This window comes from Streptomyces sp. S063 (genome assembly GCF_002832675.1).
Classification (GTDB): domain Bacteria; phylum Actinomycetota; class Actinomycetes; order Streptomycetales; family Streptomycetaceae; genus Streptomyces; species Streptomyces sindenensis.
Window position 1 is genome coordinate 3,312,627 of sequence record NZ_CP021707.1, and the last position, 23,658, is coordinate 3,336,284.

Here is a 23,658-nt window from a genome sequence, read left to right on the forward strand (position 1 = left end):
GCCCGACGACACAGCGTGGAAACGACTGGTCAGCGGGCACCGCGGCACATTCATACGACCGGTGTGATCCGGTTTCAGGACGCGAGGACCTCGTCGAGCAGGGCCTCGGCCTTGTCCTCGTTCGTGTTCTCCGCGAGGGCGAGCTCGCTCACCAGGATCTGGCGGGCCTTGGCGAGCATGCGCTTCTCTCCGGCGGAGAGACCGCGCTCGCGCTCCCGACGCCACAGGTCACGGACGACTTCCGCGACCTTGATGACATCGCCGGAGGCGAGCTTCTCGAGATTTGCCTTGTAACGCCGGGACCAGTTCGTCGGCTCCTCGGCATACGGTGCACGCAGCACCTCGAAGACCCGGTCCAGCCCGTCCTGCCCGACCACGTCGCGCACGCCCACGAACTCCGCATTGTCCGCCGGCACACGGACCGTCAGGTCGCCCTGGGCGACCTTGAGCACCAAGTAGGTCTTGTCCACGCCTTTGATCTGGCGAGTTTCGATAGCCTCGATCAGCGCGGCCCCGTGATGGGGATAGACCACGGTGTCGCCAACCTTGAACGTCATGTGACAGGTACCCCTTCCGTGGCTATCCAGAGTAACACGAGAATCGCCTCTCCTGAATGGCGTTTTCGCAGGTCAGGGCATATCTCGGGGCTTGACAACAGCGACACGAACGTGCTGCGGAAGGCATCCGGAGGACGGTATTCGCAGGTCGGAGCCGCTGTGCGCCCGGAGCGAAACATCCACGTCACACAGCCCGGAAGCCCCGCAGAAGAGGACGAAAGTCCCGTTTTGTCGGTTTCGAGATAGCGATCTTTCCCTACTCCGTTCGGTGATCGCTCACTCGTACGGGCGTAACTGTCCGGCCGCAATGAATTTGATCAAGCCAAGTGCCGGTCGGTGCTTTCCGTCGCGGAACACGAAGGCGAAGAAGCCGGGAACCGGAAAGGGGAAGAACCGGTGGGGCGTCCGTGAAGAATTGATCACGCGGATTATGTGAACGGCACATGACCTACCGCCCGGTAGAACGCCCCGGCGGCGGCCCGGTCCGGCCCTCGACCCCCGCTCGGGCCAACGCCCGGCCGACGCGACACCGCCTAGAGGCGGGTCGGGTGCGGGGCGGGCGCGGCGGCTCGGTAGCCTAAGGCCGCTGACACACCCTTAGGGCGGCTTTACACCACCGCTCGACGCCCGACGTCCGAAGTCCGCAGTCCGAACGTTCAAGGAGTTGCCGCCGCCGTGAGCCGCAGCCTTCGACACGGCGCTCTCGCCGCCACCGCCACCGCGCTCTCGATCTTCTCCCTGTCCGCCTGTGCGGCGGGCAACAACGCCGAGACGCTCAAGATCCGGCCGGACAACCCGGCCACCTCGGTGGGCAACATCAAGGTCCAGAACGCCAACGTGATCACGCAGCCCGGCGCCGGTACGGACGGCCCCGCCGTCATCGCCGCGACGCTGTTCAACGACGGCACCGAGCGCGAGGTGCTGGAGGCGATCACGCTGCCCGGCAGCAACGTCGAGGTGAAGCTCCAGGCGGCCGGCGGCAAGGGCCCCATCGTGGTCCCGGCCGGCGGTCAGGTCATCATCGGCGGCAAGGGCAACGCCGCCGCCGTGATCGAGAACAGCGGCGAGGCCGCGCGTAACGGCGACGTCCAGCAGGTCGTCTTCAAGCTCAGCCGGACCGGCGACGTCGGCCTCGGCGCGAGCGTCTACCCGGCCGAGGGCTTCTTCAAGGACTTCGGTCCCAGCCCGCAGGCCGAGCCGCCCGCCCCGTCGCCGTCCGGCAGCGCGACCGGCGACGCCGAGAACCCCGGCACGGCCGAGGGCGCGACGGGCGGTACGCCGGCGGACGGCGCGACCGCCGAGGGCGCCACGGGCCAGGGCGAGACGGGCGCACAGGGCGATGCGGCCACGCAGGGCACGGGTGACGCCGCCCCGGTGCCCGCGGCCCACTGACCCGGGCGCTCCGGCCCCGTAACGCACGCGCTCCGGCACAGCGCACGCAGCACCTACGCCGAAGGGGCGTCTCCCGGCCGGGAGACGCCCCTTCGGCGTACACGGGCTCGCGCACGCGCTCACGTGGCTCGCGGTGGTCTACGGCTCGAACTTGTACCCCAGGCCGCGCACGGTGACGAGGTAGCGCGGGGCGCCCGGGTCGGGCTCGATCTTGGCGCGCAGGCGCTTGACGTGGACGTCGAGGGTCTTGGTGTCGCCGACGTAGTCCGCGCCCCAGACCCGGTCGATGAGCTGCATGCGGGTGAGCACGCGGCCCGCGTTGCGCAGGAGCATCTCCAGGAGGTCGAACTCCTTGAGCGGGAGGTCGACCTTGCCGCCGGAGACGGTGACGACGTGCCGGTCGACGTCCATCCGGACCGGGCCCGCCTCCAGGGCGGCCGGCGTGACCTCCTCCGGCTCTCCGCGGCGGCGCAGGACGGCTCGGATACGGGCGACGAGCTCGCGGGAGGAGAAGGGCTTGGTGACGTAGTCGTCGGCTCCTATCTCCAGCCCGACGACCTTGTCGATCTCGCTGTCCTTGGCGGTGACCATGATCACCGGGACGTTGGAGCGGCTGCGGAGCTGGCGGCACACCTCGGTGCCGGGCAGGCCCGGGAGCATCAGGTCGAGGAGGACCAGATCGGCGCCGTTGCGCTCGAACTCGTCGAGTCCGTCGGGGCCGGTCGCCGCGATGGCGACCTCGAAACCTTCCTTGCGCAGCATGTAGGACAGGGCGTCGCTGAAGGATTCCTCATCCTCGACGACAAGCACTCGGGTCACGGAAGAGCCTCCGGGGCGGGGAAGGGGTCAAAGGTGTCGGTCTCGTACGGCCCCTCGTCGTCGCCGTTGACGATAAGCGGTCCGCCGGTGTTGCGCTCCCTCGTGGCGCCCGTTTCGGGCAGCCGGAGGGTGAAGGTGGAGCCCTGTCCCTCGGAGCTCCAGACGGTGACCTCCCCGCCGTGCGAGGCGGCCACGTGTTTGACGATGGCGAGGCCGAGACCGGTGCCACCGGTGGCCCGTGAGCGGGCCGGGTCGACGCGGTAGAAGCGTTCGAAGACCCGTTCGCGGTCCTTCTCGGAGATGCCGATGCCCTGGTCGGTGACGGCTATCTCGATGAGGTCCCCGCCCGGCGAGGCGAGGCGGCGTGCGGCGATGCCGACGCGGGTGTGGGCGGGGCTGTAGTTGACGGCGTTCTCGACGAGATTGCCGAGCGCGCCGACCAGCTGGCCGCGGTTGCCCCAGACCGTGAGGCCCTCGGCTCCCGCGGAGGCCATGGTGATCTGCTTGGAGCCGGCCTGCTGGCGGCAGCGGTCGATCGCCTCGGCGACCAGCGTCTCCACCTTGACCGGCTCGGCATCCTCCAGCGGGTCGTCGTTCTGCACCCGGGAGAGGTCGATGAGTTCCTGTACGAGGTTGGTGAGCCGGGTCGCCTCGATCTGCATCCGCCCGGCGAACCGCTCCACCGCCTCCGGGTCGTCGGAGGCGTCCATGACCGCCTCGGAGAGCAGGGAGAGCGCTCCGGTCGGGGTCTTGAGCTCGTGGCTGACGTTGGCGACGAAGTCGCGCCGTACCGCTTCTATCCGGCGGGCCTCGGTGAGGTCCTCCACCAGCAGCAGCACCAGCCGTGAGCCGAGCGGGGCGACCCGGGCGGAGACGGCGAGGGTGTCGCCCCGGCCCGTACCGCGCCGGGGCAGGTCCAGCTCGACCTGCCGTATCTCGCCGTCCCGGCGGGTGTCCCGGGCCATGTTGAGCATCGGCTCGACGGCCAGCCGGCCGCCTCGCACCAGGCCCAGGGCGTACGCCGCCGAGCTGGCCTTGACCACGCTGTCGCTCTCGTCGAGGACGACGGCGGAGGAGCTGAGGACGGAGAGGACGGTGTCCACTCCGGGGGGAAGGGCGGCGTTGCTGTCCGGCCGCAGTGAGGTGCGCGTGGGCCGTTTCAGGTCGCGCTCGCTCCAGCGGAACGCCAGCATGGCGATCACGCCGGTCAGGAGACCGGCGATCGCCGCAGCTGCGGCGACCGCCGCGTTCACGTCCATGCTTCAAGGTTATGCGGGTGCGGCGAGTCCCTCCCAGCCGTCCGAGTGCCATCTCGAACACTCGTCGCCCAGAGTTCACCGAGGGGTAGGAGCCGGTTCACTTAGGGGGCCGGATCCGGACGCGTTACGGCCCCACCGTGGCACCGTGGGGGTCGGTCCGAGACCCCGGCCTCAGTTCGGAACTGGAGAGGGACTTCCATGCGCGACGCTTACCACGAGGAACTCGATTCGATCGGAGAAGGCCTGGTCGAGATGGCCCGGCTGGTCGGCTCGGCGATCGGGCGGGCCACCACGTCCATGCTCGACGCCGACCTGACGCTGGCGGAGAACGTGATCGCCGGCGACCAGAAGGTCGACGACCTCCAGCACGACCTGGAGGCCCGCGCCATCGCGCTCCTGGCCCGCCAGCAGCCGGTGGCCACCGACCTGCGCATCGTGGTGACCTCGCTGCGGATGAGCGCCGACCTGGAGCGCTCGGGCGACCTCGCCCAGCACGTGGCGAAGCTGGCCCGGCTGCGCTTCCCGCAGTCGGCGGTCCCGCACGACCTGCACGCCACGATTCTGGAGATGGGCCAGCTCGCCCAGCGCCTGATGGCCAAGGCGGCCGAGGTCATCATCACCAAGGACGTCGATCTGGCGCTCCAGCTGGAGCAGGACGACGACGAGATGGACCTGCTGCACCGCACGCTGTTCCAGCACCTGATGGACGACCGCTGGAAGCACGGCATCGAGACGGCGGTCGACGTGACGCTGCTGGGCCGCTACTACGAGCGCTTCGCCGACCACGCGGTGTCGGTCGCCAAGCGCGTGGTCTACCTGGTGACGGGCGAGCACGCGGACGAGATCCAGGCGGCGGCCCCGGTCGAGGGCGCGTAGGCGAGGGCGCGCGGGGAACGCCACGCGGGGACGGCCTGCACGGACGGGCGGGGCGGTCGGGCGGGGCGGACGGGCCGGGGCCTCCGACGACCACCGGCGCTCACCGGCGGACGCGAGTCGCACATACGTTCCTGCGCGCGTGCGCCGTTGATGCGCCTGCCGGGGTGGGCATGCAATGGGACGGGGGCGTCGCCATGGCCGGGAGCGGTGGGTCGTGCCGTACGTCCCCGGCGGCGGCGCACCGGCGTCCGCCGCCCAGCCGTATGCCCTGAGGAGGGACCATGGCCGATTCCCCCACGACCGAACCCCAGCAGGAGACCCCGACCGAAGTGGTGCACCGAGTCGTGCTCGGAGCCTGCGGATGCGGGGCGGGCTGCGGGTGCGGCTGCCAGTCCGGAGCCCCGTGCCAGTGCGGCGGCTGCTGCGGCTGACCCGTACCCGCGGGTACACGCACACAGGTGCGCGTAGACGTGCGAACGCGCGGTGCCCGCCCGGACCCCCGTTCCGGATGGGCGCCGCGCGCCGCGTTTCAGCAGGCCCGCTCGACCGCCGCCGCAGGTGCGGCCTCCGGTTCGGCCTGGTCCGGCCGAGCCTCGGCCGGGACCGGCGCGGGCTCCGGCAGGACGTCCGCCGGGGGGTGCTCCCCGCGCGGCAGATTGCGCATCAGCAGCCAGTAGCCGAACCCGGCGACGGTGCCGATGACGGCGCAGGCGGCCCAGAGCCAGGCGGCGCCGTAGTGGTCGATCACGAAGCCGGACATCAGCGGCGCGACGAGCGCGGCCACCGACCAGGACATCGTGTACATGCCCTGGTAGCGGCCCCGGCCCCTGGCGGGCGACAGCTGGACGACGATGCCCGTCTGGGTGGGCGCGTTCACGATCTCGGCCAGCGTCCAGACGCAGACGGTGAGGGCGTACGCGGCGACCGACCCGGCGAAGGCGGTGAGCCCGAAGCCGTACCCGGCGAGCAACGACGAGATGATCAGCAGCCGGCGCGGGTCGCGGTCCTGGATGAAGCGGGTGACGGGGATCTGGAGGACCACGATCAGCACACCGTTGACGGCGATGGCGGTCCCGAAGTCGGAGCTGGACAGTCCGTCCGTACCCATCGCCACCGGCAGCCCCACGTACCCCTGCTGGAAGATCAGCGCCACCAGGAACGACAGCCCCACGACGCCCATGAACCGGCCGTCGCGCAGGACGGTGGTGAGCCGCACCTCGTCCTTGGGCCGCTTGCCGCCGACGGTCTTCACCACCGCTTCCTCGGGCCGCGACTCCGGCACCTTCACGAAGACGAGGACGGCGCAGACGAGCGTCATCAGGGCCTCGCCGAGGAAGCCGGCGAGGTAGCTGTACTCGGCGATGAATCCGGCCCCGGCGGAGGAGATCGCGAAGCCGAGGTTGATGGCCCAGTAGTTCAGCGAGAAGGCCCGGACCCGGTCCTTCGGGGGCACGATGTCCGCCATCATCGCCTGGACGGCGGGGCGGGACGCGTTGCTCGCCATACCGACGAAGAACGCCACGGCGGCGATGGCGAACGGGTGCTGCATGAACCCGAGCACCGCCACCGACACGGCAGTCGACGTCTGCGCGATCAGCATGGTGGGCCGCCGCCCGAGCCGGTCGGTCATCACGCCCGCGCCGAGCGAGGAGATGACCCCGCCGAGCCCGTGGAGGGCGGCGACGAGCCCCGCGTACGAGGCGGAGTAGCCCCGGTCCAGGGTCAGGTAGAGGGCCATGAAGGTCGCGACGAACGCGCCCAGGCGGTTGACGAGGGTGCTGGTCCACAGCCACCAGAACTCGCGGGGCATCCCGGAGACGGTCTCGCGGGCGGCTGTGCGCAGACCGGCGACGGACATATGGATTCCCCCCACGGGACGTACGGATGATGCGGAGACGGGCCTTGGGTAACACCTCCCGACCCGTTCGAGACATTACGAAGCCCGACTCCCCGCCCGCCACTGGATTGACGCCCCCCGTCAATCGTCCGCACGCCGGGCGCCGGGACCCGGCGTGCGGGACCGGCGCTGTCCGCGTTACGGGCGGGCGCGCGGGGGTCGCACGGGTTCGATTACGCTCGGGCTCATGGCCGACGCACCGTACAAGCTGATCCTCCTCCGCCACGGCGAGAGCGAATGGAACGCGAAGAACCTGTTCACCGGTTGGGTGGACGTCAACCTCACCGAAAAGGGCGAGAAGGAAGCAGTCCGCGGCGGTGAGCTGCTCAAGGACGCCGGTCTGCTCCCCGACGTCCTGCACACCTCCCTCCAGCGCCGCGCGATCCGCACCGCGCAGCTGGCCCTGGAGTCCGCCGACCGCCTGTGGATCCCGGTCCGCCGCTCCTGGCGCCTGAACGAGCGCCACTACGGCGCGCTCCAGGGCAAGGACAAGGCGCAGACGCTCGCCGAGTTCGGCGAGGAGCAGTTCATGCTGTGGCGCCGCTCGTACGACACCCCGCCGCCGCCGCTGGCCCGCGACGCGGAGTACAGCCAGTTCGACGACCCGCGCTACGCGACCCTCCCCCCGGAGCTGCGCCCGGACACGGAGTGCCTGAAGGACGTCGTCGTCCGCATGCTCCCGTACTGGTTCGACAGCATCGTCCCGGACCTCCTCACGGGCCGCACGGTCCTGGTCGCCGCGCACGGCAACAGCCTCCGCGCGCTGGTGAAGCACCTGGACGGCATCTCGGACGAGGACATCGCGGGCCTCAACATCCCGACCGGCATCCCGCTCTCCTACGAGCTCGACGCCGACTTCAAGCCGCTGAAGCCGGGCGGCACGTACCTCGACCCGGACGCCGCGAAGGCCGCGATCGAGGCCGTGAAGAACCAGGGCAAGAAGAAGTAGGTTTCTTGATCATGCCCCCGACCTGCGCGTATGGCGCGGATCGGGGGCATTTTCACGGCCTGGGCCCACTGTGGGACCTCAGCGGGGTGAATCCCCCGGCGGCCGGAGTGCCTCCCCGAGTGCCTTCCGGGCCCGGTCCCGGCTGCTCGGCATGAGGTGCGCGTACACCTTCAGCGTCAGGCCGGGGTCGGAGTGCCCGAGGTACTCGCTGACGGCCTTGATGCTCTCCCCCGCGTCCAGCAGAACGGACGCGTAGAAGTGCCTCAGCGCGTGCATGCCGTGCTCCCGGGCAGCCGTGTGCTCCCGGCTCTTGGCCTTCGGGATGACACCGACGGACGCCAGGGCGGGCTTCCAGTGGTCCTCATTGAGTGAGGTGCGCCAGACGTGCCCACCGTTGGGCCCGGTGAAGATCAAACGCTTGGTCACCGGCCGGCCGTTCGCGCGCATCCACGGCAGCGTGATCTCAACGGGCGGGAACCGCTTGATGTGCTCTTTGAGCGCTTCGGCCACGGGATCGGGCAGCGGGACGTCGCGAAGCTTGCCGCCCTTAGGCGGTGCGAACACGGGCTTGCTCAGACTGAGTTTGAGCTGCTGCACCACGTGCAGGGTGCCGCTGTCGAGGTCCAGCTCATCCACGGACAGCCCGAGGATCTCGCCCTGCCGGAGGCCGCATCCGGCACCCATGTCCACCATGGGCCGGAAGCGCTCGACCATGGCACCCCGCATGGCGAAGACGCGGTCCGGCTGCCACGGGACAACTCGGCGCGTCCCCATCTCCGGGAGCGTCACCGTGCGCGAGTGGCAGGGGTTCCGGCGAAGGTAGCCGTCTTCGACAGCGGCGGAGAGGATGGCGCGGACGTTGGAGAAGATCACACGGGCGTAAGCGCCGGACATGCCGGACTCTTCGAGCTGCGTCACGAACTCCCGCATGTGGCTGGGCTGGAAGGAACCCAAGGATCGGGCCCCAATGCGCGGGAAGGCGTGCAACTTGAGCTGAGACTGCATCGATGCCCGGGTGTTCGGGTCCCCGCTCTGGCTCGCAAGCCACCCGTCGGCAAACTCCTGGAACGACTTCCGGGACGCGTTCGGGTCGATGTAGTCGCCGCGTGCGACGTCCGCCGTGACCTTGCTCAGCCACTGCTCGGCGAGCCGCTTCTGTCCGTCGGGGAAGGACTTCCCCTTGCGCTTTCCGTCGGGCGCGAAGTAGCGGGCCCGGTAGCGCAGGCCGGACCCGTAGCGCTCGGTCTTAACGCGGACGGTCTTGCCGTCGGCGTCGGTCTCGGTCTTGAACCAGCGGTCTTGGATGCTGCCTGCCATCGGAGGCGAGTCCCTTCTCGACATGGATCAGGGGTGGCCGGTGACCGGCCACCCCTGGCGGTGCGTATGGCTGCGTCAGGCCGCGACGCGGTCGACGTTCTTGAGCTGGATGACGTAGGCCTGCACTTCGGCAGGGTCGTAGCGCACGTGCTTGCCGATGCGGAAGCCGGGAGGCCCGGTGCGCTTCCTGCGCCACTGGTAGACGGTTTCGAGCGGCACACCGAAGATCTCGGCGATGTCGCCCGGGGTGAGGTAGCGGTCGGGTAGCCCTCTGCGGAGGGTGGCGCGGGGGTCCTGAGCAGTCGTGGTGGCCACTGCGTCTCCTCGTCGGGGTGCAGGTCTGTCCGAGGTGTGGATTTCTGCGTCACCGCGTCACCCGCGTCATCCGAGGCTTTGACCTGCGGCTTTAGGTGACGCAGCGGGTTGGGTGTGCGTCACCCGTGCGTCACCTTCTGCGTCACCGGGTGACGCGGGTGACGCACGGGTGACGCAGGATTCGCCGTCTGCGTCACCCCTGCCGGTGCAGGTCAGGGACCGTTTTCCGTCCCTGGTGACGCAGGTGACGCAGACCTTCCCTACTTAGGAAAAAGGAGGGGGTGCCTGTAGTAGTGGCGGTGATCCTTCAGGCGAAGTGAGGGGCCCTTCGGGCACGCCTCTTGGCCGGCGTTCCGCCGAACAGCAAGAGGAGCACCCGGCGGCGGCGTGCTCCTCTTGCTTGTCCCCCGGGTGATCGGTGCGGTCAGAACGCTGCCGACTGCTCCGGCTGCTCAGGGGGCGGGGGCGCGGCCTGGCGGGTCATTTCGAGGTACCGGCCCGCTTTGGTGCGTCCGCTGTCGATGAGGACGCCCCGGGCGGCGAGGGTGGGTTGCAGGCGCTTGAGCCGGTCGGAGAGCACCTTGCCCGTGGTCGGCCACCCCTTCGGCAGGGGCCGTAGCTCCTCGCCGCTGTAGAGGCGGCTCAGGGCGTTCAGCCATTCCGTGGACGTCATGCGCTGCTCGCGGCCGGGGCCGAGGGTCTCGGCGTGCTGGAGGACGGTCTGCGCCAACAGGTCGCCTTCGATGACGTCGTCGTTCAGGTCGTCCAGGCTCGCCCGGTACGCAGGCAACGCCCCGAGCCCGGTGGCGGTGTCGAGTTGGGCGCAGAGGTGTGCGAAGTCCGCCATCCGCAGATCGGTCGGTGTCTCCGCCACGGCGGCCCGGACCTTGACCGTGAGATCGAGCAGCGAGCCGAGGACCACGGGCAACACCTCTTCGTACTCCGCCCACAACTCCGCCTCGGTCCGCCGGACCGTGGGCCGCTCCAGGCGCAGCGGCAGGAGCCGTTCCGCGAGGTCGGGGCGGATGACGCCGACGTCGATCCCGGTCAGGAGGAGCGGGCGGCGGTAGCGGGCCCGGTGGACGTCCCCGTCGGTGAACAGGGCGCGCTTGACGGATTCGGCTCCGGTGACGATGCAGCACATGGCGTCGGACAGGTCCGGGGTCATGTGGCTCAGGTTGTCCAGGGCGGTGACCCATCCGGCGGCGACGGCCGCGATCAGGTTCTCCTCGTCTTTCGGGGCCCGGCGCAGGTCCCCGCTCATGCCCTCCACGATCCGCACCAGCATCCGTCCCCCGGTCGACTTCCCCGCGCCTTGCGGGCCGGTGAGGAACGGGGCCGGGACGGGCACGCCCGGCCCCAGGCAGCCGATCAGCCACGCGATGGCGAGGCATTCGGTTTCCGCGTTGGCGAAGTTGCACAGCCGCATCAGCAGGTCGATGCCCTTGCCGTCGGTGTCCTTGGCCGGCAGGGGCAGTTCCCCGGTGAGCTGGGTACGCCGCCAGCACACCTCACGCGGGTCCGGCACGGTGATCTCCCACCCGTTGGGGTGGATACGGACCGACTGCCCGTCGGCGCGACCGAGGTCGAGCCAGGTGGCTCCGTCGAAGCCGGGGGCGACGCGGATGTGCACGGCCTGGGTGGTCTCGGTCATCGCCAGTGCCTCGATCAGGTCCAGCGCCTCCTTCAGGGCGGTGCCGTTGAAGACGCCGACCCCGTCTTTGAACATGCCGACCATGAGTTCCTGCCGGTGGCTTCCCGTGGTGCCCTGCGAGCGGATCGGACGGGCGACGGGGTGGCCGTTCTTCTGGGCGTAGACGGTGCCGTCGGCGGTGCGGAAGTACCGGAAGTGGGACTGCGCGTAGTCGCTGATGACCTCACGCGCCGGGTTCTTCTCGTCCTCGGACATGACTCACATCCCCAAAGCGGTAAGGGCGTTGGACCACGCATCGGCGCAGTGCCGGGGGCTTTCGCCCTTGGTCTGCGCGGCGGCGAACAGCCGGGCGGCGTGGGTGTCGGTGAGGCACCCGCACCGGCCGTGCGTGGAGAGCACGGCGAGGAACGTGCGGTAGACCGTGGCGTGCACGCCACTCGTCGCGGCGGTGATCCGCTGCTCGGCCATGGCGATGCCGCGCTCCAGGTAGGCGGGAGTCCGGTGTCGGCACTCCCCGCCCCCAGCCGGAACGGGCACGATGACGAGCCGGACCGCTACCGGCTTCTTGACGATCAGGGCCCGCACCACGTCGGGGAGGGCGGTCATGGTGCCGGTGCCGGGGCCGAGCCACCGGGCGTAGACCATGGCCGACTTGATGTCGACACCGTCCCGCACATCGTTCGCGGACCCCATGGCCCCCTGGTAGATCCAGTGTTCACCCCGGGTTGTGGGCACGGTCCGCGTGGTCGGGAGCGTGCGGCGGGCCCACGCGACCGCATCGGCGTGGTCCAGGTCAACCACCGTCAGCCCGATACCGCCGGGGTGGTAGGCGACGGCCGCCGCCTGCTTCCACGCCGGGGCCCATGCGGGGCCGGTGAGGGTGTCGGGGTCGGTGGTGGCGGCGGCCCATGCGTGGCAGGGGCGGGGGCAGGTGCAGGGGCCGGGGGTCTTCATGTTCGGCCGGCCGCCGCAGACGTTGTCCCGGCAGGTGGGGCAGTTCCCGAACGGGACCTTCCCGGCGCGCAACGGCAGCACGGGCACGCCCCGGGCGGCCAGGTCCAGGGCAGTGCGCAGGTGGTCGGGTACTCGCCGGATGGGGGTGGGTTGGGTCATGCTGGAGTCCTCCAGTTCGTTGTGCTGGATCACAAGGGCGGCCCGACTTCATTGGCGTGAGGGGGCCGCCCTTGGCGTTGCGTGGTGGGGGTGCTCAGGCCGCTTGCTGGCCGGGCAGGATGCGCCCGTCAGCGGTGCGCTGAAGTGCCCCGGACGCGGTGAGTGCTTTGATCTCGCGGGAGACGGTGCCCTTGTTCAAACCCGTCGCGTCGGCCACTTCCTTGGCCGTACGTGCACCCGCCTGCACCGCGCCCAGCACCTTGTCCCGGTTGGACGCGATCCCGGACGGGGCGATGTTCTTGACCAGCCGCAACGGTGCCGGGACCGCCTGGTTGGTGGTGGGGTGGCCGGGGGTCCAGATGGATTTGGGCAGGGCTCGGACGCCGGTGTCGTCCAGGGTCCAGGTGCGCAGCATGCGCGGCCCGTAGCCCTTGAGATAGCCGTGCCCCCGATACTCGCGCCCGTCGGGGATCTGGTGGGGGGCGTAGTGGGCGCAGTCGTCCAGGGCGACCTGCGCCTGAGTCGTGCCGGCCACCCGCAGGGAGAAGCGGGTCAGCAGGTTCGGGGCGATGAGCTTGTGCACGCCCGGGGCGGCCCCGTCGGTGAGCGGGTACTGCGTTGCCCACCACAGCACCACCCCGCGCGAGCGGCCCAGCGAGGAGAGTTCGATGAGCCGCTGAAGGCGGTCCTTGTCCCGCTGGATCAGGGCGAGGACGACCTGTCCTTCGTCGATGACGACGGTGAGCTGTCGGCCGTCCCAGACGCTGATGCCGCGCTTCTTCATGTCGTGCTTGCGGCGGGTCATCTCCGCATGCCCATCGTCCACCGCAGTGGTGATCTCGTCGGCCTCCACGGCGACGCGGCAGACGTTCTCCCAGATGTTGGCCTCTTCGCCCTTCCCGTCGATCAGGACCACGTCACCGCGCAGGTGGGCGGTCGCGATCAGCGGACGGAACGACCACGACTTGCCCGTGCCGGACGCACCGGAGACCAACAGCCGCTCATCGAACGGCACCAGCACCTCATCGCCGGTCTCGGTGTCCAGGCCCAGACTCATCATCAGCGGGTCGGCGGGGATGCGGTCGGGGGTCCACAGCGAGGAGACGCCCGCGGCTGCCGACCGCGTCGCCAACGACACCACCGCCCACCCACCACGAGACGCCGACGTGATCCGGACCCGCAGCGCGGTCCGCGCCCCGAGCAACGCCCGCACCGAGTCCGCCTTGTCCGCCAGCGTCTTGACCGTCCACGTGCCATCGAGCCGGATCTCGCAGCGGATACCGCCCGGCTCCAACAGGGGCGGGGTGGTGACCGTGCCGAACAGACCACGGTCCGGAGCGTGCTCCACCCAATACGAGGGGTCGAGGCGCTCCATGAGCTGGCGCTCCTCCAACGACAGCGACTCATCCACCACCACCCGCGCCCGACGCCGCCCGAGCCCGAGCGCGGCGGCGTTCGCCCCGATCAGCAGCGCGGACGTCGTGGCCGGCCACAGCGTGAGGTGCTGAGCGGACATGAGCACGGACGCGATGACGCCGGGCACGGCGTGCAGGGAGTGCGCCTGGATCGCGCGGGCCTTGAGCGTGGTCGGGTAGTTCACCCGCGCCTCCTTGAGCTTGCCCCGGGTGTCCCGCTCATGCGACGACGCCGCCTTCGTCGCCACCCGGGCAGCCCGGCGCGACGCGGCGAACGGGTTGCTCGACCCAGCGCGCGCGGTGGTCTTCTGCGCCCTGGCCGTGGAGAGGGTGGAGCGGGCGGCGTTGTGCTCCTTCTGCGCCGCCATGAGCGCCTTCAGGTGCTCGGGGGTGCGGAGCTTGGTGCGGCGCTCGGACTCCAGGTCCCAGCGCACCGCGAACGGCACGAACACCGGGGAGACCGCGTCCAGTGCCGTGGTGGTGGTGTTGGTGGTGGTCGACCATGCTTGCTTCCAGTCCACGAGAGTCCTCCAAGACCGTGGATAAGGGCCGGTGCGCCGTTGCGTGGCGACACCGGCCCGCCCTAGTTGCACAGGTGGCCACTGCTGGTTGCGTCAACAGCGGCGGTTGAACCCCCGCAACCGGCCCTGACCTGCGAAGTTGCAGAGTTGAGCCGTTCGGGGGGTGGGGGCCCTACGCGCCCGCGCGCGTAGGGCGACCGAAAACCGGGCCATGCAACCCCCTGGCAGGCCCCTGAACGGCCGCCCAGGGAGCCGGGGGTCAAACCCCATGTGTGAGGGGGTGCGGCCCGCCTGCGGGGCGTTGGGCGGTTTCAGTGGGTGGAGCGGCCGAACCACCGGTTGTGGACCGTGGTGTTGTGCACCGTCGCGGGTCGCCCGGTACCGAGGACGGTGGGGGCGATGCGGGAGGCGACGACGGCGATGGCGGCCCACATCACGAGCGACCCGAGACCAGCGGCGGCGCTCACGAGCTGACCGGCCCCCAGCAGGAGCTGACCGGCACCCCACCCGGCACCACCGGCGAGCAGTCCGCCGGCGGCGATGCGCTGGGCGCGCGGATCGAACAACGGCAGGGGCGTCAGGTCCCGGGGCTGGTAGACGGTGGGGGTGGTGGGCAGGTGCTCGCGGAGCACGGCCACCATGACCCCGTCCGGGCCGGGGACGTAGACGACCGTCCCCGCCCGCTCCGTGTGGAGCTGCACCGTGCCGGTGGTGGGGGTGGTCGGCGCGGTGGGCCAGCCCGGCAGGACGTGTTCGGTGGGCGTCATGGGGGCGTGTCCTTCCTGGTCGGCGGGGTGTCGTGGCAGGTGACGCACATGCCGAGCGAACGCGGGATGCAGTACCCGACATCACGGCGGCAGTTGGGGCAGGTGCGGCGGGCGAGCATCGCCGCAGCGAGCGCGGCGGCGCGGGCCGGGGTCATGGGGCGTACGGGCTTGGCCCGGTCGACGCGGTAGAGGTAGGCGACCAGCGGCCCGCGGCGACGCCGGGGCCGGTGGACTTCCGCGACGACGTCCTGACCACCCGGCCGCAACCCCAGCGCGCGGAGCTGACGGCGGGTGGCCAACCCGTCGGGGGCGAGACGCCACCGGTAGCAGGGCAGCGTGCTCACGACGCGGCCTCAAGGACGAGGCCGGTGCCGTCGCGGTGTTCCTGGTAGCGGGCGGAGACCCACCCGGTCGACCAGCCGCACAGCTCCGCAGCCGCCCGAACCGGCAGGCCCTCACCGAAGGAGGCGTGGACGACGAGCCGGGCCTTGTCCTCGGGAAGCTTCTCGTTCACCGGACCAGCGGCCAGCAGCTCCGCGCGTTCACGGGCCTCACGCTCGGCCCGCTCCTGCTGCTGCCGGCGCGCCTCCTGCTCACGCTCCAACCGGTCCCGCTCACGACGCTGGGCGGCCTCGCGTTCAAGGCGTTCACGCTCGGCCTGCTGCTGTTCACGCATCTGCTCACGGCGTTCACGGGCCTCACGCTCAGCACGCTCCCGCGCCTCCGCCCGCTCGCGCTCCTCACGCCGCGCCGCGTCCTCGCGGGCGGTCTGTTCACGGGCGATCAGCGCTTCATGCTCACGCTGTTCACGGGCCAACTGGGCCGCGTGCTCCCGCTCCTCACGCTGCCGCCGCTCCTGCGCCTCACGGCGTTCGGTGGCGGCCTGCTCGCGTTCTGCCCGCTCGGCCTTGAGCTGTGCTTCGCGGGCGCTCTGGGCGGCGGTGATGGCCCGCCGGTAGGCGAGTCCGGTCTCTGCGGTGACGATCAGCAGGAGCGGTGCGACCGCGTGGACAGCGGCCCCGACCAGGTCCTTCTTGAGCGCGGAGTCCGCGACGTTCAGGGCCAGGGTCATGCAGCCGGTCATCCATCGCAGAGCGATGGGCCACCGGCCTCCGTGCCCGCCCATCCCGGCCAGGACCGAGTCCAGGCGGACCACGATGACCACCGCCGCGTCCACGACGAGGGGCAGGATCGGGGCCGTCCACTCCCACCCCTTCGGGCTGTGGCGCTCCATCAGCGGCGTCACCGTGAGGATCGAGAACAGCATCGCGCCGCCCACGATCAACCAGGTCCCGACCGACAGCGCCTTCTCCGCTGAACGGATCTGAACAGCGTTCACGACGCCACCTCCCGCACCCGTGCCGAAGCGATCAGGCGCACCGGCCCGGCAGCGTCGTCGCTCGGAAGGTGGTCCTCGGTCCACTCCCAGCCGGGAGCGTCCGTGAACGCGTAGCCGAGCGCTTCCAGCGCCCGTGAACGGTCCTGAACGCTCGGCACCGCGTCCCCGTCGAGGACGTACTCGGGCCACTCGGAAACGGGCACCCCGAGAACGACGACGAACAGTCGCCACCGGCCTGTGGTCCGGCTCACCGACATCAGCGCCGTGAGCGCGTCAGCCGCGCTCATGCCGCACCGCCCGCCTGAACGGCACGGTTGGCCAGGTCCCGGCGGGCGGCCAGCACCCGTCGGCGGGCCCGGCGGATGCGCTGCTGGTCCAACTCAGTCGGGGTGCGGTCGATGGTCATGATCTGCGCGTCCAGCAGATCGACGTCCGCCAGAATGGCGGGCATCTCCCGGTCGATCACGTCCAGCTCCGCGTCCGACGGCTCACCATCGAACGCGGCGGCGGCCGTAACGGCCGCCTGAAGTGCTGCGATGCTCTCCATGGGTCTGTTCCTCTCAGACAGGAACGGCTCAACACGAACCCCCGGAGTTCCCGCTCCGGGGGTTCTCGCCGTTGGAACCAGGAACCGGCTCCCCTCAGCCCCGCCCGTACGACCCCAGGGGGCCGGACGGGCGGGGGAGGCAACCGGCCGCAGCGGCTATGGGCACTGCGGATGGTGTGGACGTGCGGGTGTCTCCTTCGGGAACACGAGCTCCCGGGTAGGCGTATGGAGACGTGACCTTTCGGTCTAAGCCCTCCGGTTGACCAGGGGTCCGGGTCCCTCGGCCCGCTCTGTCCCGGGCCCCTACGCCCCGAGCAACCCTGAAGAAGCACAGGAATGCCCGAGCCGCTGTAGCCATTGTCCGTACAATGGCTACAGGCAGGATGTTGGCAGAGCGGCCAGCGCATCGCAAGGGCATTGGCCACATTGACTAGACAATGGTGCGGACAAGCAGCTTCCATGGGAGGCATGACAGTGACTCGTCTCGGGCGGAACCCGATGTATCAGCAGATCGCGGACGCGCTGCGGGCGCAGATCACGTCCGGAAAGCTCGAACCAGATGCGAAGCTCCCGACTGAAGCTGAGCTTCGCGAGCAGTACGGCGTGTCACGAGAGACCGTGCGCAAGTCGCTCGCTCTGCTCGTGAACGAGGGGCTCGTCGTATCGGCGCGTCCGCAGGGCCACTTCGTCCGGCGCCGGCGGCCGATGGTGTTTCGCCCCCAAGCGGAGTTCCGGAAGCGGCCGTACTCGCCGGAGATGGACGCTTTCACGACCGAGTACGCGGCTGAGGGACGCGAGCCACGGCAGGAGATCGAGGTGGCCATCGTGGAGCCACCGGATGAAGTGTCCAAGAGGCTCCGGCTGGAACCGGGCGAGCTCGTCGCGGTGCGGAAACGAGTGCGCTACCTCGACGGGGAGCCGTTCAACATCAACGACAGCTACTTCCCACTCGCCCTCGTACGGGATTCAGAGATCATGCGCCCGGAGGACATCGCTCGCGGCGCCAACCAGGTTCTGGCCGAACTCGGGTACCGGCAGGAGAGGGCCCTAGATGAGTTGTACGTCCGGATGCCCACCCCTGAGCAAGTGCATCGACTTGACCTGGGTCCCGGGACGCCGGTCGGGATTCATGTTGTCACCGGCCACACAGCCGAGGGGAAGCCTGTAAGAGTCGCAGTGACTGTGCTCCCCGGCGACAGGCATGTGATCTCGTACGAGCGACAGCGCGAAGCGCCGAACGAGGACGCATGAAAGACCTACTCGTTCGCGCCGGCCGCCCTGATGAATTGGACGTTGTGGAAGCGTTGCTGCGCGAGGCCTCAACCTGGCTTGCCTCGCGCGGCATCGACCAGTGGCAGTACCCGCCCCACCGTGACCGCATTTTGGAAGCCCTTGAACGAGGGGTGTGCTTCCTCGCGTTCGAGGAGGGGGAGCCGGTCGCAACCATCCAAGTGGATGACTTCGCAGACCCTGAGTTCTGGACCCCGGAAGACCGGCCAGATGCAGCCCTCTACGTTCATCGCATGGCCGTAGCGCGCACGGCCTCCGGCGCGGGCATCGGCGGCCTGCTGCTCGACTGGGCGTCGGAACGTGCCTCAGCTCAAGGCAAGCGATGGTTGCGGCTGGACGCATGGAAGGACAACAAAGGATTGCACCATTTCTACAAGGACGCGGGCTTCACACTTCTTCGCATCGTGGATCTCCCACACCGCAGATCAGGTGCCCTATTCCAACGGTCGACCGACTGAGCGAGACCCCGGTACAGCTTTCGCTACCTCACCAAGGCCTGCGCACAGCTAAGCCAATCCATGGAATAACCTCTCTGCGACAGAGTCGGTCAACTGCACGACTAGAGACGCGGCGTCACCCGAAGATGATGTCGAGGAGGAGGGAGCCAGTACACGCTACGAGCGACAGGCCGAAACACCCCAAGGCAAACCGAATGAGCTCGTACTTTATATTGGCCACTCGGGATACCTCATACAGCTGGTCAAGCACCGGCATTTTAGGGCTCGCAAGAGTCGCCTTGATTAGACTTTCCAAGTCCTCCTTCTTATTTGTCGCAACGTCTCTGAAATAGGCAATCGAGGGCGTTTGAGGTTCTACGCTCCTGCGAGTTCTAGGGAAAACCGCAAAACCTAGACCAATCACCCCAAAAAGGGAAAGAGCGGTACCAATCCACCAGATCCATTCGAATCTATTGTTAAGTTGAAAAGGTACCCAATCACCGCCCAGGATCGCGCTCAGCACGGCACCTAGACCGATGCCTGACGCCGCAAGGAGCAGCGAAGCCTTCGCGTCTGCTCGATTCACCTCTTCCCTGGAATGCACCAACAATGAGTGCGCGTTGTCGCGCACGTCTGCGTCTGTGACCGGTTGGGCTCCCGCCCCGGACTGTGCCGTCATTTGCAGTTCTCCTGATACCAGGCTTCCATATCCTTGCGGATTACATCACCGTGCCAACAATTCCTATTCGCATTCCAGGTCAGCAGCTCCTTATTTTCATCACTCAGGTTCTGATGGAATACCTCAGACACCATGATCGCCTTGTCAAAATATCCCTGATTGCCATGTGCCGCCAACTTCGCCGCTTGATTTACCACGTCGCCCATGTAAACCACATCACTGATTCCGCTCCCCGAGTATCCGGCCTTAATCATCAGGGCGCGACCGTAAGACATACCGATCCCTACTTCAATCGGATCAAGATCTTTCTTCACAAGTTGATAATTGAGAACCTTGATCATGGAATTAAGGGCATACGAGATCGCGAAAACGTCATCGATATCAGGTCGGCGCGGAGTGTTGTAGACCGCCCAGGCGCCATCGCCGACGATGTTCACCTCCCGGCAATAAGGGTCGCTGTTCAGGATGGCCACGACTTCACTGACGTATGCACGGTAGAGGCGGGCTAGAGTAGGTCGGCGATATTTTGAAGGCAACTTAGAGGAGCCGCGAATATCAATGAACAGGGCTGAACAGTACGCATAGAACCCATTTGAGTACGTCAGCTTTTCTCGGTCGGGCAGGGAATCGGTCTTTTCGTAATTTACGTCCGCCTGATTCAGGATGTCCTTTAGGCGCTTGAAGCTGGCCTCGTAGTCGTACGGTCTGAAGTTGCTGTCCATGCCACTCCTCTAGTTCGCATTCACTAGCTTGCCGGAGCTAGACCTGTGTGACCATAGATCTGAGGCAAGTTCCTTGAATAGCACATTTGTGCATATTTGCGAACAGTCTCGTCGTCAGGCTGTGCGAAGGGGGACGATCTTCGGTCGGCGAGATTGAATGCAGCGCTGACGCCAACGACGAGAGCGGCGGCTCTGGGCGGCGGGACATGATGGCGGCACGAAGTGATCCAACCAGCCGACCGCCCGTCCCCGTACTCTGCAAGGGCCAGGCAGCGGCTGCTCCTCTTCGCGGCACGGGACCTGAGGTATCGCCACCGGGCCCTCTATGGGCCCTCCGAGGGTGACAAGCAACGCGCAACAACGACCAACGATGACAGCCCAACCGCAGGTCAGGTACGGCGGGCACCCTGCTGACCAGGACCGGAAAACGGGCCCGCCAGACCCAGGGCAAGAAGAAGTAGCCCGCATCTCGCTCATTGCCCGGGCCCCCTGCCGGCGGTTTCTCCGCGGGCGGGGGGCTCGTCGGTGTTCCGGGCCGGGAGGGCTGGTCGGCGCTCCGGGCGGGGGGCCTCAGGCCGTCGGCTTGCGCCACACCGAGATGTGCTTGGCGGAGTCCGGGCCGAACGGCGTCCCGTCCCAGTCCTCGACCCGGCTCTCCAGCTCCAGCCCGGCGATGCGGGCCATCAGGTCCAGCTCGGCCGGCCAGGCGTAGCGCTGGCGGCAGGTGCCTCGGCGGTAGCGGCCGTCGTCGCCGTCGCGGGTGAAGTGGTGCGAGACGAGGGTCTGCTCGACCAGGTCGAAGGTGTCGAAGCCGAGGTGCCGCTCGGACACGTCGAACGGCACCGCGACCTGGCCGGGCGGCAGGAACCGCAGCGGCGGTACGGTCAGTTCGATGACGAACCGGCCCCCGGGGGGCAGATGGCGGGCCGCGTTCTCGAAGCACGCGACCTGTTCGTCCTGGGTGAGCAGGTTCCCGATGGTGTTGTAGACGAGGTAGACCAGGGTGAACTCGCCGGGGACGACCGTGGTGGCCATGTCCCCGATCACCACCGGGAGCGTCACCTCGTCCACCTTGCGGCGGAGCACCGCCGCCATCGGCTCGGAGAGTTCGATGCCCGTCACCGGTACGCCTCGTTGCCGCAGGGGCACGCCCACGCGGCCGGTGCCGATGGCGAACTCCAGGGCCCGGCCGTCCCCGGCGAGTTCGGCGAGGAAGTCGAGGGTCGGTTCGAGTGCGGCGGGTGAGGAGTTCTCCGCCTCCTCGGCGTCGTAGCGGTCGGCGGTCTCTCGGGTCCACAGTTCGCTGCTGGTCACGGGCGACCACTCTGCTGGATACCCGCAGCCTCTGTCGACGTGATTCCCGGGGACAATGGGGGCGGTCGGCGTCGCCGGACGGCGGGCCGAAGAAGTGGGGTTGAAGTGGCCGGGAAGCGGTCGTATCTCGACACGCCGGGCTACCCGGCGTTCCTCGCCGTCGTGGCACTCTGGGCTGCGGCGAGCTCCGGAAGCCCTCTCTGCGTACGGGTGTTGGCAGGCATCACCGCCGCCCTCGCCGCGGGCCACCTGGCCGTGACCCTGGTCGGGCGGCGGCGCGACCGCCGTACGGCCTCCGGTGGCGGCTGAGGTGCGGAGCGACTGTCTTGTCAGTGCCGCCTGCCACGATGGCCACCATGACGATTCACCTGCTCACCGACATCGAACAGGCCGTGCGCGGCAGTTGGAGCGCCGAGACCTGTACCCCGGAGTACCGCGACCGCTGGACCCCGGACAATCCGGCACGTGACCAGTGCGGGGTCACCGCCATGGTGCTCAACGACCTGCTCGGCGGGGAGCTGATCCGGGGCGAGGTGCATGTCGACGGCGTGCGCACCGACTTCCACTGGTGGAACCGGCTGGGCATGGGCGTCGAAATCGATCTGACCCGGGAGCAGTTCGGGCCCGAGGAGACAGTCGTCGGCGGTGAGGTCGTCGTCCGGCCGCCCGGCGAGCTGCCCCGGCTCCAGGAGGAGTACGCGCTCCTGCGCGACCGGGTCGCGGAGCGGCTCGGACGGGGCTGAGCCCGAAGTGCCGTGCCGCACCTGATCCGTGGCCGATCCGTGCCCGGCCACAACGGCCGGAACACGCCTCGTACGCACTACGGTGAGCCCATGCCGTCACGCCGTCCGTGACGGCACCCTCCAGGGCAAGGAGATCGGGGAGAGCGATCATGGGTGAGTCTCTGAAGACCTTCGTCGGCGGTACCGAGGTCGAGGTGCCCAACAGCATCCCGGACATCCGGGCCACGCTTCCCGAGGAGAGACGCGAGGAGTTCGACCTCGCGATCAACGGGGCGGGGGTGCACGAGATCCAGGCCGTCATGCGGCACTGGATGCTGGAGGCCGTCCCCGATCCCGAGGCCGAGAAGATCCTGGACCGGCTGGCGCGGGACGAGGCCGAGAGGCGGAGCGTCGCTTGAGCTTCCGCATCTCCTACGCACCGCCCGCCGACGACACCCTGGCCAAGATGCGCGGCGGCGAGTCCTTCCGGGACGAGATGGTCCGCACCCTCGGCGAGGAGCCGTACGGCCACGCCTCCTCCGCGGTCAAGAGCGAGCGGGACCGGCGTGAGGCGACCGTCGCCGGGGCCATCGTCCTCTACTACGTCTCCAGGTCCGTCCTGACCGTGACCGTCGTCCGGCTCGTGCCCCTGCCCTGATCCCCCACGGCCGCGGCGCCCCTGCCCCGTGGTGGATCAGGACAGAGGCGCCGCGGTCGTACGTCAGGCGAGCTTCTTGTCCTGCGCCGCCACGACCTCCGCCGGCACCTCGAACTTCACGTCGCCGCCGGCCGCCGCCAGGTTGAAGGCGAAGAACGTCGCCACGGAGCTTCCCTTGCGCAGCGCCACCAGCTTGAACGGGGCGGTCTCGCCGTCGTCCTCGGAGGTGACCGTCCAGGCCGCGGCCTCGTCGCCGCCGGTGACCTTCTCCTCGGTGATCGACGCGACCTTCGTCGGCGCGTTCGCGACCGTGGCGGTGAAGCCGCCCGCGCACTCCGCGGCGGCCTTCTTCAGCGCGGCGAAGGTGTCCGGGCCCGCGGTCCCCTCGTAGGAGGTCAGCGCGACGAAGGTGGACGTCAGGTTGAAGGCGTCCTTGAACGCGTCGGCGCCCCCGCCCTTCGCCACGTCCTCCAGCGACTTCTTGCCGTCGGCCTTCGGCTCGTCGATCACCTTGCGCTTCGTGGTGGCCACCGCGTCCTTCTGCGCCACGCCGTACATGGCGTGGGCGACCGGCAGACAGGCCTCCTTGTCGGCCTTGACGCCGTCCGCCGGGACCTCGTCGGCCGGACCCGCCTTGGTGATCTTGGTGCCCTTCACGTCGCCCTGGGCGAGGGTGGCCGTCTCCAGCTCGGCGGCGGTGAGCGCCTTGGCGGGGGCCTCCGGGGCCGAGCTGTTGCCGTTCGCGGCGCCCTTCTCGTCCTTGCCGCCCTTGGCGTCGGCGTCCGACGAGCCTCCGCAGGCGGTGGCCAGCAGGGCGAGGGCGGCCGCGGAGGCGGCGAGAGCGGTACGTCGTACGGCAGTGGCGCGCATGGTTCTTCTCTCCGGTTCGAGGAGCAATCGCCCTTTCCCCGTACGGCGATTCGACGCCGCCTGGGACGGGCCGTCGCAGTGATCCACACTTTACGATCGAACCTGTGAGCGAAGACCGGTTCGGCAACGCCCTGCCGTGATCGTCATTTGGTTGTGATCATTCTGTGAATGCACTGTGCGGACCGGCCGTGCAACCCTCCTGCGCCTTCCCGAACCCGTCTGGACCTCT

At 69.0% G+C, this 23,658-nt stretch carries 27 protein-coding genes; 9 read left to right on the plus strand and 18 right to left on the minus strand.

All coding sequences use genetic code 11. The features are described 5' to 3' along the window. Positions 1-74: 74 nt before the first annotated feature. The gene (locus tag CCZ36_RS15020) at positions 75-557 is read right to left on the minus strand and encodes a CarD family transcriptional regulator (RefSeq protein WP_003953493.1); all 483 of its coding nucleotides are present in this window, start codon (positions 555-557) and stop codon (positions 75-77) included. Between the two features lie 675 nt (positions 558-1,232). Here CCZ36_RS15020 and CCZ36_RS15030 point away from each other — a divergent pair. Continuing rightward, positions 1,233-1,949 (plus strand): DUF461 domain-containing protein, encoded by a 717-nt coding sequence (locus CCZ36_RS15030; RefSeq protein WP_128817849.1) that lies wholly within the window; start codon positions 1,233-1,235, stop codon positions 1,947-1,949. A gap of 138 nt (positions 1,950-2,087) precedes the next feature. On the opposite strand, the gene CCZ36_RS15035 is transcribed toward CCZ36_RS15030, so the two are convergent. Then, on the minus strand, positions 2,088-2,768 hold the full coding sequence (locus tag CCZ36_RS15035) for a response regulator transcription factor (protein WP_003968183.1): 681 nt from the start codon (positions 2,766-2,768) through the stop codon (positions 2,088-2,090). After that, positions 2,765-4,027 (minus strand): sensor histidine kinase, encoded by a 1,263-nt coding sequence (locus CCZ36_RS15040; RefSeq protein WP_069738130.1) that lies wholly within the window; start codon positions 4,025-4,027, stop codon positions 2,765-2,767. Before CCZ36_RS15040 ends, CCZ36_RS15035 begins: the two co-directional genes overlap by 4 nt. Positions 4,028-4,225: 198 nt before the next feature. Between CCZ36_RS15040 and phoU the strand changes: the two genes are divergently transcribed. Next, positions 4,226-4,903 carry a phosphate signaling complex protein PhoU gene (gene phoU, locus CCZ36_RS15045; protein WP_006125649.1) on the plus strand — a complete coding sequence of 226 codons (678 nt, stop codon included), beginning with the start codon at positions 4,226-4,228 and terminating at the stop codon, positions 4,901-4,903. A 529-nt stretch (positions 4,904-5,432) separates the two neighbouring features. Here the strand turns inward: phoU and CCZ36_RS15050 are convergent. Continuing rightward, positions 5,433-6,761 carry an MDR family MFS transporter gene (locus tag CCZ36_RS15050; RefSeq protein ID WP_069738129.1) on the minus strand — a complete coding sequence of 443 codons (1,329 nt, stop codon included), beginning with the start codon at positions 6,759-6,761 and terminating at the stop codon, positions 5,433-5,435. A gap of 226 nt (positions 6,762-6,987) precedes the next feature. Between CCZ36_RS15050 and CCZ36_RS15055 the strand changes: the two genes are divergently transcribed. Continuing rightward, the gene (locus CCZ36_RS15055) at positions 6,988-7,749 is read left to right on the plus strand and encodes a phosphoglyceromutase (RefSeq protein ID WP_030120681.1); all 762 of its coding nucleotides are present in this window, start codon (positions 6,988-6,990) and stop codon (positions 7,747-7,749) included. A gap of 78 nt (positions 7,750-7,827) precedes the next feature. On the opposite strand, the gene CCZ36_RS15060 is transcribed toward CCZ36_RS15055, so the two are convergent. The 10 genes from CCZ36_RS15060 to CCZ36_RS15105 all read right to left on the minus strand — a co-directional run bounded on the left by CCZ36_RS15060 (position 7,828) and on the right by CCZ36_RS15105 (position 16,737). Then, a complete protein-coding gene (locus CCZ36_RS15060) occupies positions 7,828-9,066 on the minus strand; it encodes a tyrosine-type recombinase/integrase (RefSeq protein WP_128817850.1) in 1,239 nt (412 codons plus the stop codon). A 75-nt stretch (positions 9,067-9,141) separates the two neighbouring features. Further along, entirely contained in the window at positions 9,142-9,381 is a 240-nt protein-coding gene (locus CCZ36_RS15065; RefSeq protein WP_128817851.1) for a helix-turn-helix transcriptional regulator, read from the minus strand. A 424-nt stretch (positions 9,382-9,805) separates the two neighbouring features. Further along, positions 9,806-11,290, minus strand: a complete 1,485-nt coding sequence (locus CCZ36_RS15070; RefSeq protein WP_128817852.1) for an ATP-binding protein — start codon at positions 11,288-11,290, stop codon at positions 9,806-9,808. A 3-nt stretch (positions 11,291-11,293) separates the two neighbouring features. After that, entirely contained in the window at positions 11,294-12,148 is an 855-nt protein-coding gene (locus CCZ36_RS15075) for a bifunctional DNA primase/polymerase (RefSeq protein ID WP_128817853.1), read from the minus strand. A 94-nt stretch (positions 12,149-12,242) separates the two neighbouring features. Continuing rightward, a complete protein-coding gene (locus tag CCZ36_RS15080) occupies positions 12,243-14,084 on the minus strand; it encodes a winged helix-turn-helix domain-containing protein (RefSeq protein WP_128817854.1) in 1,842 nt (613 codons plus the stop codon). A 311-nt stretch (positions 14,085-14,395) separates the two neighbouring features. After that, positions 14,396-14,851 (minus strand): hypothetical protein, encoded by a 456-nt coding sequence (locus CCZ36_RS15085; protein ID WP_128817855.1) that lies wholly within the window; start codon positions 14,849-14,851, stop codon positions 14,396-14,398. After that, on the minus strand, positions 14,848-15,195 hold the full coding sequence (locus CCZ36_RS15090) for an RRQRL motif-containing zinc-binding protein (RefSeq protein ID WP_128817856.1): 348 nt from the start codon (positions 15,193-15,195) through the stop codon (positions 14,848-14,850). The genes CCZ36_RS15085 and CCZ36_RS15090 overlap by 4 nt, the downstream gene beginning before the upstream one ends. Next, positions 15,192-16,190, minus strand: coding sequence for a DUF2637 domain-containing protein (locus CCZ36_RS15095; RefSeq protein ID WP_128817857.1), 999 nt, complete (start codon positions 16,188-16,190; stop codon positions 15,192-15,194). The genes CCZ36_RS15090 and CCZ36_RS15095 overlap by 4 nt, the downstream gene beginning before the upstream one ends. Further along, on the minus strand, positions 16,187-16,477 hold the full coding sequence (locus CCZ36_RS15100) for a DUF6303 family protein (protein WP_128817858.1): 291 nt from the start codon (positions 16,475-16,477) through the stop codon (positions 16,187-16,189). Before CCZ36_RS15100 ends, CCZ36_RS15095 begins: the two co-directional genes overlap by 4 nt. Beyond that, positions 16,474-16,737, minus strand: a complete 264-nt coding sequence (locus tag CCZ36_RS15105) for a DUF6284 family protein (protein WP_128817859.1) — start codon at positions 16,735-16,737, stop codon at positions 16,474-16,476. The genes CCZ36_RS15100 and CCZ36_RS15105 overlap by 4 nt, the downstream gene beginning before the upstream one ends. 498 nt (positions 16,738-17,235) lie before the next feature. On the opposite strand from CCZ36_RS15105, the gene CCZ36_RS15110 reads away from it, so the two are divergent. Then, positions 17,236-17,988: a GntR family transcriptional regulator gene (locus CCZ36_RS15110; protein WP_128817860.1), complete on the plus strand. Its 753-nt coding sequence runs from the start codon at positions 17,236-17,238 to the stop codon at positions 17,986-17,988. Further along, positions 17,985-18,485 carry a GNAT family N-acetyltransferase gene (locus tag CCZ36_RS15115; RefSeq protein WP_128817861.1) on the plus strand — a complete coding sequence of 167 codons (501 nt, stop codon included), beginning with the start codon at positions 17,985-17,987 and terminating at the stop codon, positions 18,483-18,485. The genes CCZ36_RS15110 and CCZ36_RS15115 overlap by 4 nt, the downstream gene beginning before the upstream one ends. Before the next feature lie 115 nt (positions 18,486-18,600). Here the strand turns inward: CCZ36_RS15115 and CCZ36_RS15120 are convergent, their stop codons facing one another. From CCZ36_RS15120 to CCZ36_RS15130, 3 genes are all read right to left on the minus strand, one after another. Beyond that, complete coding sequence (locus tag CCZ36_RS15120) at positions 18,601-19,095, minus strand: Pycsar system effector family protein (protein WP_128817862.1); 495 nt, start codon at positions 19,093-19,095, stop codon at positions 18,601-18,603. Between the two features lie 44 nt (positions 19,096-19,139). After that, positions 19,140-19,865: an adenylate/guanylate cyclase domain-containing protein gene (locus tag CCZ36_RS15125; RefSeq protein WP_128817863.1), complete on the minus strand. Its 726-nt coding sequence runs from the start codon at positions 19,863-19,865 to the stop codon at positions 19,140-19,142. A 570-nt stretch (positions 19,866-20,435) separates the two neighbouring features. After that, positions 20,436-21,179 (minus strand): class I SAM-dependent DNA methyltransferase, encoded by a 744-nt coding sequence (locus CCZ36_RS15130; protein ID WP_128817864.1) that lies wholly within the window; start codon positions 21,177-21,179, stop codon positions 20,436-20,438. A gap of 105 nt (positions 21,180-21,284) precedes the next feature. On the opposite strand from CCZ36_RS15130, the gene CCZ36_RS15135 reads away from it, so the two are divergent. From CCZ36_RS15135 to CCZ36_RS15150, 4 genes are all read left to right on the plus strand, one after another. Further along, a complete protein-coding gene (locus CCZ36_RS15135; protein ID WP_128817865.1) occupies positions 21,285-21,488 on the plus strand; it encodes a hypothetical protein in 204 nt (67 codons plus the stop codon). Between the two features lie 47 nt (positions 21,489-21,535). Then, positions 21,536-21,922, plus strand: coding sequence for a YunG family protein (locus tag CCZ36_RS15140; protein WP_069742468.1), 387 nt, complete (start codon positions 21,536-21,538; stop codon positions 21,920-21,922). Positions 21,923-22,071: 149 nt separating this feature from the next. Beyond that, the gene (locus tag CCZ36_RS15145) at positions 22,072-22,320 is read left to right on the plus strand and encodes a hypothetical protein (RefSeq protein ID WP_032766341.1); all 249 of its coding nucleotides are present in this window, start codon (positions 22,072-22,074) and stop codon (positions 22,318-22,320) included. Further along, positions 22,317-22,559, plus strand: coding sequence for a hypothetical protein (locus tag CCZ36_RS15150; protein ID WP_069738112.1), 243 nt, complete (start codon positions 22,317-22,319; stop codon positions 22,557-22,559). The genes CCZ36_RS15145 and CCZ36_RS15150 overlap by 4 nt, the downstream gene beginning before the upstream one ends. A gap of 63 nt (positions 22,560-22,622) precedes the next feature. Here the strand turns inward: CCZ36_RS15150 and CCZ36_RS15155 are convergent, their stop codons facing one another. Further along, positions 22,623-23,429, minus strand: coding sequence for a hypothetical protein (locus CCZ36_RS15155; protein ID WP_128817866.1), 807 nt, complete (start codon positions 23,427-23,429; stop codon positions 22,623-22,625). Between the last annotated feature and the right edge of the window lie 229 nt (positions 23,430-23,658).

Bases quoted from the DNA above. Each gene is read 5' to 3' on its own strand.
- CCZ36_RS15100 (WP_128817858.1), bottom strand. From the start codon at position 16,477: ATGAGCGCGGCTGACGCGCTCACGGCGCTGATGTCGGTGAGCCGGACC.
- CCZ36_RS15155 (WP_128817866.1), bottom strand. From the start codon at position 23,429: ATGCGCGCCACTGCCGTACGACGTACCGCTCTCGCCGCCTCCGCGGCC.
- CCZ36_RS15020 (WP_003953493.1), bottom strand. From the start codon at position 557: ATGACGTTCAAGGTTGGCGACACCGTGGTCTATCCCCATCACGGGGCC.
- CCZ36_RS15110 (WP_128817860.1), top strand. From the start codon at position 17,236: ATGTATCAGCAGATCGCGGACGCGCTGCGGGCGCAGATCACGTCCGGA.
- CCZ36_RS15040 (WP_069738130.1), bottom strand. From the start codon at position 4,027: ATGGACGTGAACGCGGCGGTCGCCGCAGCTGCGGCGATCGCCGGTCTC.
- CCZ36_RS15075 (WP_128817853.1), bottom strand. From the start codon at position 12,148: ATGACCCAACCCACCCCCATCCGGCGAGTACCCGACCACCTGCGCACT.
- CCZ36_RS15050 (WP_069738129.1), bottom strand. From the start codon at position 6,761: ATGTCCGTCGCCGGTCTGCGCACAGCCGCCCGCGAGACCGTCTCCGGG.
- CCZ36_RS15115 (WP_128817861.1), top strand. From the start codon at position 17,985: ATGAAAGACCTACTCGTTCGCGCCGGCCGCCCTGATGAATTGGACGTT.
- CCZ36_RS15125 (WP_128817863.1), bottom strand. From the start codon at position 19,865: ATGGACAGCAACTTCAGACCGTACGACTACGAGGCCAGCTTCAAGCGC.
- CCZ36_RS15060 (WP_128817850.1), bottom strand. From the start codon at position 9,066: ATGGCAGGCAGCATCCAAGACCGCTGGTTCAAGACCGAGACCGACGCC.
- CCZ36_RS15145 (WP_032766341.1), top strand. From the start codon at position 22,072: ATGGGTGAGTCTCTGAAGACCTTCGTCGGCGGTACCGAGGTCGAGGTG.
- CCZ36_RS15085 (WP_128817855.1), bottom strand. From the start codon at position 14,851: ATGACGCCCACCGAACACGTCCTGCCGGGCTGGCCCACCGCGCCGACC.
- CCZ36_RS15105 (WP_128817859.1), bottom strand. From the start codon at position 16,737: ATGGAGAGCATCGCAGCACTTCAGGCGGCCGTTACGGCCGCCGCCGCG.
- phoU (WP_006125649.1), top strand. From the start codon at position 4,226: ATGCGCGACGCTTACCACGAGGAACTCGATTCGATCGGAGAAGGCCTG.
- CCZ36_RS15055 (WP_030120681.1), top strand. From the start codon at position 6,988: ATGGCCGACGCACCGTACAAGCTGATCCTCCTCCGCCACGGCGAGAGC.
- CCZ36_RS15070 (WP_128817852.1), bottom strand. From the start codon at position 11,290: ATGTCCGAGGACGAGAAGAACCCGGCGCGTGAGGTCATCAGCGACTAC.
- CCZ36_RS15140 (WP_069742468.1), top strand. From the start codon at position 21,536: ATGACGATTCACCTGCTCACCGACATCGAACAGGCCGTGCGCGGCAGT.